This is a genomic window from Aeromonas sp. LsrichE-8G (assembly GCF_022869435.1).
Lineage (GTDB): Bacteria > Pseudomonadota > Gammaproteobacteria > Enterobacterales > Aeromonadaceae > Aeromonas > Aeromonas caviae.
Genome location: NZ_JALIHH010000048.1, coordinates 1 through 11,549, shown reverse-complemented (window position 1 = coordinate 11,549; position 11,549 = coordinate 1). Strand labels below are relative to the sequence as shown.

The following is an 11,549-nucleotide window of genomic DNA, read 5'->3' as shown; positions in this document are numbered from 1 at the left end:
CCAGGAGTTGCTCCAGATAGTGATTAGCATTAATAATGGTCATAGGCTTCGCGCGTGTTGATTTTGTTTGGCGATAAAATTAGATCACAAACGAAGCCTTTTTTATATCTATTTCAATTGGTTGGCGCTAAAGATCCTGTACATGAATCGAACCTACGTGGCTGCCACATCGATGTTTTGAATGGCCGCTTGGTTGCTCCTCCCCCTGCCAAGGGGGAGGCGGGGAGGGGGTTATGGCCCCATCCGTCAATCGGCACGGCACACCCCGACTCTCCCCTTGAAAAGGGGAGGGGGCAAAGCAGAGGGTTCACCGGCTACTTGGCAGAGTGGTATCACTCGAACCGTCCTCCTGCTCTCAGGGGGCGCCGAGCCGCCAAAAAAACGGGGCCCGGGGTGTCCCCCGGGCCCCACATCCGATGGCCGTGTCAGATGCTCGATTTGACGCTGACGAACTCGGGGTAGGCATCGATGCCGCACTCGTGGACATCCACACCCATCATCTCTTCCTCTTCGCTGACCCGCAGGCCCATGGTGGCCTTGAGCAGGCTCCAGACCACGAGGGAGACGACAAAGACCCAGCCGAAGATGGTGGCAGCACCCAGCAACTGGGCACCGAAGGTGGCGCTCGTGTTGGAGAAGGGCACCACCATCAGGCCGAACAGGCCGCAGACGCCGTGTACCGAGATGGCACCGACCGGATCATCGATCTTCAGGCGATCGAAGGCGACGATGGCGTAGACCACCAGGGCACCAGCCAGGGCGCCGATCAGGCTGGCGAACAGCGGGCTGGGGGAGGCGGGATCGGCGGTGATGGCGACCAGACCGCCGAGGGCGCCGTTGAGGATCATGGTGAGATCCGCCTTGCCCCAGGTGAGCTTGCTGACCAGCAGGGCGCCGACCACACCGGCGGCCGCGGCGGCGTTGGTGTTGACGAACACGGTGCCGATGGCGGTGGCGTCAGCGGCGCTGGAGAGCGCCAGTTGGGAGCCACCGTTGAAGCCGAACCAGCCCATCCAGAGGATCAGGGTGCCCAGGGTCGCGAGCGGCAGGTTGGAGCCGGGGATGGGGTAGATCTCCCCTTGCTTGCCATATTTGCCGCGACGGGGGCCGAGCAGCAGCACGGCGGCCAGGGCAGCGGCAGCGCCCGCCATGTGGACGATGCCGGAGCCTGCGAAGTCGGAGAAGCCCGCCTCTTTCAGGAAGCCGCCACCCCAGCTCCAGTAGCCTTCCACGGGGTAGATGAAGCCGGTCATCACCACGCAGAACAGCAGGAAGGACCAGAGCTTCATCCGCTCTGCCACCGCACCTGAGATGATGGAGGTGGCGGTGGCGACGAACACCACCTGGAAGAAGAAGTCGGAGTGCAGGGAGTGGCCCGCGTCGTCCGCCTGGCTGCCCATCAGGCTGCCAAAGCTCGGCAGCCAGCCGCCGGCGCTGTTGTCCACGTACATGATGTTGTAGCCGACCAGCAGGAACATGATGCAGGCGATGGCATAGAGCAGGATGTTCTTGGTCAGGATCTCGGTGGTGTTCTTGGCGCGGACCAGGCCGGCTTCGAGCATGGCGAACCCGGCGGCCATCCACATGACCAGCACGCCGGAGATCAGCAGGTAGAAGGTGTCGAGTGCATAGCGCAGCTCACTGACGGATGTGATCAACTCTTCCATGTCGTATTCCTCAGTTCCAGTCGTATCAAAGGGCGTCTGCGTCGGTCTCGCCGGTGCGGATGCGCACGGCGGCCTGCAGGTCATAAACGAAGATCTTGCCGTCACCTATCTTGCCGGTGTGGGCAGCCTTGCTGATGGCTTCGATGATCTGCTCGACGTTGTCGGCCAGGGTGGCGATCTCCAGCTTTACCTTGGGCAGGAAATCCACCTGGTATTCGGCACCCCGGTACAGCTCGGTGTGCCCCTTCTGGCGGCCAAACCCCTTGACCTCGGAAACCGTCAGCCCCTCGACGCCGAGGCTGGCGATGGCTTCGCGCACGTCGTCGAGTTTGAACGGCTTGATGATGGCGGTGATTAATTTCATGCAATATCCCCAATCCTTGTGGTTCACCCAGATAAAGGCAAATATTGCGCCAGAAAAGTATTTTTCTTTTTATTCATGCACTTACTTATTAATCGCAACCCTGGTCAGCGAGGCTTGCCCAATATGGGCAGGGCTGCGCCAAAGGTGTGCACCGCCGTGGTGCAATCTGGCCGGCAGAAGAACGGAAGGGAGCGTGACGGCGCGCAAGACTCGAAAGTGTGCGGGCTGCTACTGTTGTTCAACAAGAGGGCAACCTGGCCGATAACCCGTCATGACGGGGGTGTCGAGGCCAGTCGCCCCCTTGAAGGCTCGACCGGCAGGCCCGGTTTTCCCGCCAGGTCAACAAGCGGAACCGTGGTGCCGAGTAGCAGAACAAGGAAGGTTTTCATGCTGCATGACAATGAGATGACAAGGCTACCGGCCCTCGACGAGGCCGTGATGAGCGGCATGCTGGAGGTCGTGAGCGACGGTCTCTGGGACTGGAATGCCAACACCGGCTATGTCCATCGCTATCCCGGCTGGTATCAGATGCTGGGGTATGAGCCCCACTCCCTCGACAACACCGTCTTTACCTGGGAGAACCTGATCCACCCGGACGATCTGGCGCAGGTCATGGAGAGCTTCGATGCCTGCCTGAGTGGGCGGGCGGCGGACTACCGGGCCGAATACCGCTGCCGTTGCCGTAACGGTGACTACCTCTGGGTGGCGGATTGTGGCCGCATCGTCGCACGCAACCCGGACGGCAGTGTCGCCAGGATGGTGGGGGCACACCGCAACATCCACGCCCAGCGGGAACTCTACGCCCGGCTGGAGCTGCAAAACCGCACCCTGGAGCAGCAGGTGGCGCAGCGTACCGCCGAACTGGAGCGGCTCAACCAGGCATTGCAGTTCCAGGTGGAGGAAAACCGCCGCCTGGCGGAGACGGACTCCCTGACCGGCGCGGCCAGCCGCTATCGGCTGGAGCAGGCGGTGCGGCTGGAGCATGAGCGCGCCAAGCGCTTCAAGGAGCCCTTTGCCGTGATCGCCATGGACGTGGACGACTTCAAGCAGATCAACGATCGCCATGGCCACGGGGTGGGGGACCAGACTCTGATCGATATCGTGCAGCTGACCCGGGGCTGCATCCGCGAGATCGATCTGCTGGCCCGCTGGGGGGGTGACGAGTTCATGCTGGTGCTTCCCAATACCCGGTTGCCCGACGCCCGGGTGGTGGCCGAGAAGCTGAGGCAGCGCCTGAGCCATGCCAGGGTCAAGGGGATCGAGCCCGTGACCTTGAGTTTCGGGCTGGTGGAGTCCGACCCCGACGAGCAGGTGTCCCACCTGATGGCACGGGTCGACAGGGCGCTCTACCGGGCCAAGCTGGCGGGTAAGGACCAGCTCAGCGGCTGACAAGGGCACTGGTCGGAGCCGCTACGGGGCTTTTCCCCCCCGAATACGGCTTGACCAAGGGATTTTCTTGACTCCAATTCATCCCGCTGGTTTCATGCGCGCTCTTTTCATTCTTGCGAGATGTATCTTCATGAAAAAGTCCTTGCTGATTGCCCTGACCGCCCTGCCTCTGGTTGCCCACGCCGGCCTGATGGATTCCCTGACCGACACCGTGACCAGCAGCGTCACCAGCACCGCCAAAGAGATGGCTGGCAACGCCATGGACACCGCTTCCAACGAAGCGATCAAGAAGGCCCTGGACATCAAGGAAGGCGGCTCCAACAAGCAGGCCATCAAGGACAAGCTGGGCGCCCCGGCCAGCACCAAGACCGACGCCGGTCTGGAAGTGTGGACCTATGACCTGGATGCTCTGAACAAGGCCTCCCCGCTGCTGGCCGAGACTACCAAGTCCCTGCTGAAAGACTCCGAAGTGGCCCAGAAGAACGTGGTCATCAAGTTCGAAGGCGAGACCGTGAAGACCCTGAACCTGGCCAACAAGGCCTGAGTCCTGGCAAGGTGAATGAAAAAGGGGCCCGCGGGCCCCTTTTTGCTGCCTGGTGTTCAGGCTCACACCTTGAAGCGGTGTACCAGAGCCAGCAACTGGCGGTTGGACCCCAGCAGGGTGGCGGCGCTCTGCTCCGTGTTGCCGCCGTTCTCCACCAGGAGGTTCAGCATGTCGCGAATGCTCACCATGTTGCGGTTGATCTCCTCGGTCACCCGGCTCTGCTCCTCGGCAGCGGTGGCGATCTGGCTGCTGAGATCGTGGATCTGCACCACGGCGTCGGCCATGGTGTCGAGGCCGCCGGTGACCTGCCCCGTGGTGTCGGCCGCCGCCTGGCAACTGCGCTTGGTCTGCTCCATGGCGACCACGGCCTCGGCGACCCCCTGGGTGAGCCGTGACAACATGCTGCCCACTTCGGCGGTGCTGTTCTGGGTGCGTGCCGCGAGGGCACGCACCTCGTCGGCCACCACCGCGAAGCCCCGGCCCTGTTCACCGGCCCGGGCCGCCTCGATGGCGGCGTTGAGCGCCAGCAGGTTGGTCTGGGCGGCGATGCCGCCGATCACCCCGAGCACGCTGCCGATCTGCTGGGCATCTTCCTGCATCTCCAGCACCTTGGCGGCGGCGAGATCCACCTCGTCGATGAGGGCCACCACGCTGGCGGAGGCCGACCCCACCACCTTGCGGGAGCTTGCCGCCTGACCGTTGGCGGCCTCGGTGAAGCTGGCGGAGTCGTTGGCGTGGCGGGCAACGCTGTCGGCGGTGGAGCTGAGTTCGTTGAGGGCGGTGACGACCTGATCGGTTTCGCTGGCGTGTTCTCCCAGGATCCGCCTGGCCTGCCCGGTCTGCTGATCGAGCTGGGCCAGCTCGCGGGTGATGAGGTCGGTGGCGGCGGTCACCTGCACCATCATCTGTTGCAGGAAGGCGATGAAGCGGTTGACCGACAGGGCGATGTTGTCCAGCTCGTCATGCCCCTTGACCTGGATGCGGGCGGTCAGATCAGCGTCGCCGGCGCTGAGGGCGTCGATGTTGAGCTTGAGGGTCTGCAGGCGGCTGCCAAGCTGGCTGATGGCCAGCACCATGAGCACGAACAGCAGCCCCGCCAGGGGGAGCTGGATGCTCGCCAGGGTGGCGAGCACATCCCGGCTGTCCTGGGTCAGGGTGCGGGTCGGCAGGGCGGCGGCCAGCAACCAGGGGGTCCCTTCGATGGCCTCCATCAGCAGGGTCTGTTCCTCATCCTGATCCTGGAAGGTGGTGCGCAGCTGCCCCTTGCTCGCATCCTGGCCTAGCAGTCCGCTGATGGCGAGGGCGAAGGGATAGTCGGCGTGGGCGGAGAGGTTGCCGAGCACCACATCCCCGGTCAGACGGGCGTTGCGGCTCAGGATCTTGCCGTCAGCCTCGATGATCATCACCTGACCGCCGATCTCCTGCTCTTTCTTGGCCACCAGGTCGTTGAAGAAGCCCAGGGTGACGTCTATGGTCGACACCCCGTAGAGGGCGCCATCCTGGTAGATCCCCATGGCGCAGTTGGTTCTCGGCTGCTGGCTCGCGCCATCCTTGTAGGCGGCGGCCCAGGCACAGACGCCACGGGGCGCCTGCTGACCGGCCTTGTGCCAGGGCTGATCGAAATAGTTGGGCGCCTCTGTCGAGTTCCAGTAGGTGTTGGGAATGAGGGCGTTGGACGCATCCCTGTGGAAAAAGGTGCTGAACTTGGCGCGCCCCGCCTCCCGCTTGTCCGGCAGGGGCCAGATGCCGCCACCGAAGACCATGCCGTTGCCGTACTGGTCGATGAGGGCCGGGAGCTGGGCATCTATCTGCTCGCTCGGCAGTTGTGCCACCAGTTGGGTAATGCTGCGCGACTGGGTCTGCACCCCGTTGAGCTGGTCACGGATATCGGTCGCTATCTCGCCGACTCGCAGCGCCACGTTCTCCTCCCCCGCTTTTTGCAGGGCGGGGGTGATCCAGATCTGGATGCCGATCACCGTCAGGGCGCACACCAGCGCCATGAAGCCCAGAAAAACGGCGGTATAGCGCCCCTTGATTGTGCCCAGATTCCATCCCATAACGACTCCTGTCCACTGTGCCCGGGATCGTGCCCGCGTCTGTTGTGTGAGGGACCATTATGATTTATTTCGAAAGTGAAACGTTTGTTATCGCTCACATAACATGATGCGGCCAGGCAGGAAAAGGTGAAAAAACTGGGGGGGGGAGACAAAAAAAGGGTGGCTTGCGCCACCCTGTCGTTTTCGCCGGTGTCGGGGCAGGGCCCCGCCGGATCACGGGTCTGCTTCGGCAAACCGCTTCATTACGTCGACTTACTGGTCTGCTTCGGCAAACGGCTTCATTACTTCGATTTACTGGTTTGCTTCTGCGAACTGCTTCATCACCTCTGCGTGCTTGATCATGCCGTCGGCACGCAGCCCGAGGTTTTTCACGAACTCGGCCTTCTTGGCCGGGTCTTCAATCTTGTCGTAGCGCTGTTGCAGGTGAGCCTGGATCTGTTCCGGGGTCATGTTCTTCATGCGGGCCATCTTGTCGTGGCGGCCGCCATGATGCTTGCCGCCCATCATGCCGGAACCGTCCATGGGGCAACCGGCCGCCGTGGCCTGGGTCGGTTGCGCGGTGGAGACCGCCTCGCTGGCGGCATAGGCGCCCAGCGGCAGGCTGAGGATCAGGGTGGCGGTCAGCAGGGTCTTGGTCAGCTTTTTCATGGGTAACTCCTGTCGGATGTGTACGGGTAGAGGCTCTTTCGCCTTGGTATCCAGTAAACACCGTGGAAGTGTCTGAAATTTGCCAGTAGAAGCCTATTTTGTAGCAGAGTGTGGCACAGGGGCGTGCTGGCACACTTTGACACAACCCGCCCGGTTGATTTTCGTATAATCGCCCCAGCCCGATAACGGAGAGATGATGATGAACCAAGGCAGCCCTCATATTCTGGTGGTCGATGACCACAGCGAGATCCGCGATCTGCTCAAGCGCTTTCTGGAGCAGCATGGCATGCGCGTCAGTTGCGCCCGCGATGGCAAGGAGATGAAGCGGCTGCTGGATGAGCGGGAGTTCGACCTGCTGGTGCTGGATCTGATGATGCCGGGGGAGGATGGCCTCACCCTGTGCCGCGAGCTCAGGGTCAAATCCCGTCTGCCGATCATCATGCTGACCGCCATGGGGGAGGAGACGGACCGCATCATCGGCCTGGAGATGGGGGCGGACGACTACCTCTCCAAACCGTTCAACCCGCGGGAGCTGCTGGCCCGCATCAAGGCGGTGATGCGCCGTACCCAGGCGGAGAGCCTGCCCGTGCCGGAGACACTGACCCGGGATCTGCGCTTCGATCGCTGGCTGCTCGACGTCAATCGCCGTGAGCTGGTGGACGAGGAGGGGGTGGGGATGAGCCTCTCCACCGCCGAGTTCGATCTGCTCAAGGTGTTTCTGGAGCGGCCCCAGCGGGTGCTGAGCCGGGATCAGTTGCTGGATCTGGCCCGTGGCCGGGAGGCGGTGGCCTTCGATCGCGCCATCGATACCCTGGTGAGCCGACTGCGGCGCAAGCTGGAGCGGGATCCCAAGAATCCCGAGCTCATCAAGACCATCTGGGGTGGCGGTTACCTGTTCGCCGCCGACGTGACCCAGGAGTGAGGCCGACATGATCAAGCGCGTCTTCGCCAGGCTGCTGCCCAAGGGGTTGACCGGCCAGATAGTGCTGGTGGCCCTGGCGGGGCTGGTGCTGATCCAGCTGCTCAGTATACAGATCTACCGCTCGGACAGGGAGGAGGCCCTCGGTTACGTCAACAGCCGCAACGCCATGCAGCGGATCATCTCCGTGGTGCGCCTGCTCTCCCTCTCTCCTCCTTCCCTCTATCATGAGATCCTCAAGGCAAGCCGCAGCGAGACCCTGCTGCTGCGTCTGGCCGACGAGCCGTTGCAGCCGGACAACCGCAGCCCCCGCTTCGAGAAGCTGGTGCGGGCCAAGCTCGGCTATCCATCCTCCCTGGCGGTGGAGATCAGCGCCGAGCTGAAGCAGGACATCCAGCGCAGCCGGGCCTGGCAGCACCACAACCGCATGATGAAGGATCGCAACGGCATGCCGCCGCCCCAGGACATGCGGCTCTACGGCTCCATCGAACTGCCCAACGGCGGCTGGCTCCAGTTCAGCTCCCTGGTGGACAAGGAGACGGCGAGCTGGTCCTGGCAGACCACCCTCAACCTGCTGCTGGTGGCGAGCCTGGTGATCGGCCTGATGATCTGGCTGTTCCGCCGGGCGACCCGTCCCCTCAAGCAACTGGCCGCCAACGCCGACAGGCTGGGGCGTGGTGAGGACATCGAGCCCCTGCGTGAGGAGGGGCCCACCGAGATCCGCGAGTCCATCCAGGCCTTCAACCGGATGCACACCCGGCTCGATCGCTTCGTGCAGGACAGAACCCGGATGCTGGCCGCCATCTCCCACGACCTGCGCACCCCCATCACCAGCCTGCGGCTGCGCAGCGAGTTTCTGGCGGACGGGGAAGACAAGGAGCGCTTCCAGCAGACCCTGCAGCAGATGGAGCAGATGCTGGCGGCGACCCTGAGCTTTGCCCGGGAGGAGGGGCAGCAGGAGGCGACCCGGGAGCTGGATCTGGTCAGCCTGCTGGAGAGCCTGTGTGACGACTATGCCGACATGGGCCAGCCCGTCACCTGCCTGGCCGAGGGCAAGCAGGTTTACGCCTGCCGCGCCAACACCCTGCGCCGGGTGCTGCAAAACCTCATCGGCAACGCCATCAAGTACGCAGGGGGGGCCGAGGTTTCGCTGGTGCGCGGTGACGGGGAGTTGCTGATCCTGGTTCGCGATCAGGGGCCGGGGATTGCGGAGAGTCAGTTGGAGGAGGTGTTCAAGCCCTTCGTGCGCCTGGATGAAGCCCGCAATACCGAGTCTGGCAGCGTGGGACTGGGGCTTGCCATCGCCCGCACCCTGGTGCACCAGCACGGCGGTGAGCTCAGCCTTCACAATCGCGAGGAGGGGGGGCTGGAAGCGCGGATCAGCCTGCCCCTGTAAGGAACCTGACCAGGAAATGGGGCACCACCAGGGTGCCTTTTTGCTCCCCGTGGCGAGAGGGAAGCAGGGCAACACGCCGGTCACCCGGAAACGCGCAACAAAAAACCCGCCGAAGCGGGTTTTTTCAATTCTTGCTGAGGCCCTTGCCCAAAGAGGGGAAGGTGCTCCGGCTTGAATTACTGCGGAACGACGTTCGCAGCGGCCGGGCCTTTCTGGCCTTGCTCGATGGTGAACTCAACGCGCTGACCTTCTTCCAGGGTTTTGAAACCGTTGGACTGGATGGCGGAGAAGTGAACGAACACGTCTTTGCTGCCGTCAGCCGGGGAGATGAAACCGAAGCCTTTCTCGGCGTTGAAGAATTTTACGGTACCAGTCATTTTGGACATGATAATTTCCTTGAGTAGTGATTAGTGAAACGCCACCGGAGCGGCAATCCATGATTTTTCGTCAGAAATACGTATGGGGAGCACTAAAGAAGGAGAATTATCTGGCAAGAATTATCGGGGATAACTGCCTGCACAAATCACTGCTTTAAGATGACTGCCTAACATAATCAGGTCTGAACTACCGAACCATCGAAAACGATTAGAACACGCACACCCTGTCATGGCAATCTTTATCTTGGTATTCGTTTCAGTCAGTGATGGCTGGATCGGGGTTTTATCCGGGTGTGCATCAGCTGGCAGGGGCCTCCTGCTGCCCTTTTCAGGGAGATGACATGACGCTCTGCCTGCCCCCTTTTTTGCAGCAGCGTCATCTGCGAGCATTCATGCTGCCGTTACCGTCTGCCACGGTATTTGTTGCTGACGGAATCGGACCAGCTGAAGGTGTCGGGCAGTACTTGAGCACTGGCTCGCTCCTTGGCTTTCTCCCGCGCCAGTGCGGAAGCCGCCTTGGCGGCCTGGGCGCGATCGGCGGCAATCTTCTGGCGTCCTGCTTCGCGGATCTTGTTGCGCTCCCCGTTGGTCAGGGTGTGATCGGCATTGGCCTGGGCCTTTTGCACCAGCAGGGCAATCTCGGCTTTCTCGGCCTCGGTCAGATCCTTCATTTCCAGCTTCTTCATGACGCGCTCCTGCGATCGTTGAATGCCCACCCTAACACACATCCACCGGAGACAGGCTGACCATCCGTCCTCGGATGCCAAAAGTGTCGCCCGGTCGTCATTCCCGGGGGGGCACGCTACGGGAACGCCTGGCTGACAGGCGCTGCCGGGAGGCTGGATCCCGGCGGAAGATTGGGAGTATGCTGAGGCCAGTGCGATCCCCGATCGTCACTGTTGGCGTACTGAAATCCACGATTCGGCTGACATGCTGGAACACCCGTTCCAACTGTCCAGGTAACCTTTTTGGAGTCTGATGATGAGCAACAAAGAACAGCATCACGGCAAAGATGCCAAGAAAAAACCGCAGATGTCACTGAAAGAGAAACGCGAAGCCAAACGTCAGAAAGCAGAGCTGAAAAACGGCAGCGCGATGAAGTAACGCTCCATCCACTGCGGCTCCCTGGAGCCGGTATCAAGCCAGTCCATCATGGGCTGGCTTTTTTGTCTCCGGCAGTAGAGGTGGTGCCATAGGCGGCAAAGATCCGCTCATAGCGCCCGTCCGCCTTCATCTTGGCGAGCTGTCTGTCGAACCATTGTCGGTGGCCCGCCTCGCGAAAGGCGAAGTGGTAGTGAGTCGGGGGGAAGAGGTCGTGCTGTCTGACCTTGTCCTTGGGATAGCGGTCGCCCTCCTGGTCATCCCCGAGCAACTGCACCAGATAGTAGTAGAACACCCGCTGTTCCAGGATCACGGCATCGGTGCGCCCGAGCAGGAGCCGCTGTACCTGTCCCTCCTGCCTCGCCACCTCTTCATAACGGGGATTCTGGTCGACGATGTCGGAGAAGGTCGTTCCCAGGATCTGCCGTGCACGCTGGAAGGCACTGACTCGCAGGGTCTGCAAATCCTTCATGGTGTGGACTGCCGTCGGCGCCAGGGTAAAGACCCGGTTGTGGAAGGTGATCACCGGCTGTGAGAGGTAGGCGCTTTCCAGCATGCCGGGTTTGACGTTGATGATGGCGTCCAGCTTGCCTTCCTCCAGCATCCTGAAGGTGCGCTCCAGGGGAAGATAGACGACCTGCAGCTCATGGGGGCTGCCTGCGAAGGCCTCTCGCATGAGATCGAGTTCGATGCCCCTGTCTTCGTGGCTGATGACATAGGGAGGAATGGCAAAGCTGACGCCGACCCGCAGCGGCTCCGCAGCAAGGTGGCCGCCGAACATCAGCAGGGCGAAGCACAGCAGACGGCTCAAGTGGTTCATGCAGGTTCCCGAAGGGAGAAATCGTCTCGATGATAGCCACAAGCCTGGACGAAGGGGACGTAAAGCGCGGGAGAGTGGCAGCAACATGGTCGTCGGGGGAGGTGAATGCGTCAGAAACAGGTAAAAAAAGGTTCATCGCGGCTTTCCGGGGAAGGCCGCCTTGATTTTCAGAAAAAAGTATTCTGAGTCCCTAAATCCATATGCCATACGCTTTATCACTTTGATCTTGTTGTTCACCCCTTCCAGCACACTCGTGTGCATCGGGTA

Annotated in this window: 13 protein-coding genes; 5 read left to right on the top strand and 8 right to left on the bottom strand. The window is 61.8% G+C overall.

Annotation, left to right across the window (positions count from 1 at the left end):
• Positions 1-425 precede the first annotated feature (425 nt).
• Both MUW49_RS10195 and glnK read right to left on the bottom strand, forming a co-directional pair.
• Positions 426-1,667: an ammonium transporter gene (locus MUW49_RS10195; protein ID WP_042864817.1), complete on the bottom strand. Its 1,242-nt coding sequence runs from the start codon at positions 1,665-1,667 to the stop codon at positions 426-428.
• A gap of 25 nt (positions 1,668-1,692) precedes the next feature.
• Entirely contained in the window at positions 1,693-2,031 is a 339-nt protein-coding gene (gene glnK, locus MUW49_RS10190; RefSeq protein ID WP_039040122.1) for a P-II family nitrogen regulator, read from the bottom strand.
• Between the two features lie 387 nt (positions 2,032-2,418).
• On the opposite strand from glnK, the gene MUW49_RS10185 reads away from it, so the two are divergent.
• Together MUW49_RS10185 and MUW49_RS10180 are read left to right on the top strand one after the other, a co-directional pair.
• Entirely contained in the window at positions 2,419-3,420 is a 1,002-nt protein-coding gene (locus tag MUW49_RS10185; protein ID WP_039040121.1) for a sensor domain-containing diguanylate cyclase, read from the top strand.
• A 130-nt stretch (positions 3,421-3,550) separates the two neighbouring features.
• Positions 3,551-3,964: a hypothetical protein gene (locus MUW49_RS10180; RefSeq protein WP_010675902.1), complete on the top strand. Its 414-nt coding sequence runs from the start codon at positions 3,551-3,553 to the stop codon at positions 3,962-3,964.
• 62 nt (positions 3,965-4,026) lie between these two features.
• Here MUW49_RS10180 and MUW49_RS10175 read toward each other — a convergent pair whose 3' ends face one another.
• Entirely contained in the window at positions 4,027-6,021 is a 1,995-nt protein-coding gene (locus MUW49_RS10175; protein WP_244812683.1) for a methyl-accepting chemotaxis protein, read from the bottom strand.
• Between the two features lie 291 nt (positions 6,022-6,312).
• Positions 6,313-6,669 (bottom strand): hypothetical protein, encoded by a 357-nt coding sequence (locus MUW49_RS10170; RefSeq protein ID WP_244812681.1) that lies wholly within the window; start codon positions 6,667-6,669, stop codon positions 6,313-6,315.
• Between the two features lie 199 nt (positions 6,670-6,868).
• Between MUW49_RS10170 and MUW49_RS10165 the strand changes: the two genes are divergently transcribed.
• Both MUW49_RS10165 and MUW49_RS10160 read left to right on the top strand, forming a co-directional pair.
• On the top strand, positions 6,869-7,591 hold the full coding sequence (locus MUW49_RS10165) for a response regulator (RefSeq protein WP_010675899.1): 723 nt from the start codon (positions 6,869-6,871) through the stop codon (positions 7,589-7,591).
• Positions 7,592-7,598: 7 nt separating this feature from the next.
• Complete coding sequence (locus MUW49_RS10160) at positions 7,599-8,984, top strand: ATP-binding protein (protein ID WP_041214050.1); 1,386 nt, start codon at positions 7,599-7,601, stop codon at positions 8,982-8,984.
• A gap of 176 nt (positions 8,985-9,160) precedes the next feature.
• Here the strand turns inward: MUW49_RS10160 and MUW49_RS10155 are convergent, their stop codons facing one another.
• Positions 9,161-9,370 carry a cold-shock protein gene (locus tag MUW49_RS10155; RefSeq protein WP_010675897.1) on the bottom strand — a complete coding sequence of 70 codons (210 nt, stop codon included), beginning with the start codon at positions 9,368-9,370 and terminating at the stop codon, positions 9,161-9,163.
• Between the two features lie 392 nt (positions 9,371-9,762).
• Positions 9,763-10,047, bottom strand: coding sequence for a DUF3811 domain-containing protein (gene yjbD / locus MUW49_RS10150; protein ID WP_039040119.1), 285 nt, complete (start codon positions 10,045-10,047; stop codon positions 9,763-9,765).
• 295 nt (positions 10,048-10,342) lie between these two features.
• On the opposite strand from yjbD, the gene MUW49_RS21900 reads away from it, so the two are divergent.
• The gene (locus MUW49_RS21900; RefSeq protein WP_010675895.1) at positions 10,343-10,465 is read left to right on the top strand and encodes a hypothetical protein; all 123 of its coding nucleotides are present in this window, start codon (positions 10,343-10,345) and stop codon (positions 10,463-10,465) included.
• 46 nt (positions 10,466-10,511) lie between these two features.
• Here the strand turns inward: MUW49_RS21900 and MUW49_RS10145 are convergent, their stop codons facing one another.
• Positions 10,512-11,282, bottom strand: coding sequence for a transporter substrate-binding domain-containing protein (locus MUW49_RS10145; protein ID WP_244812679.1), 771 nt, complete (start codon positions 11,280-11,282; stop codon positions 10,512-10,514).
• Positions 11,283-11,414: 132 nt separating this feature from the next.
• Positions 11,415-11,549, bottom strand: a 135-nt coding sequence (locus MUW49_RS10140; protein WP_210538105.1) for a transposase, incomplete at its 5' end; no start/stop codon positions are given.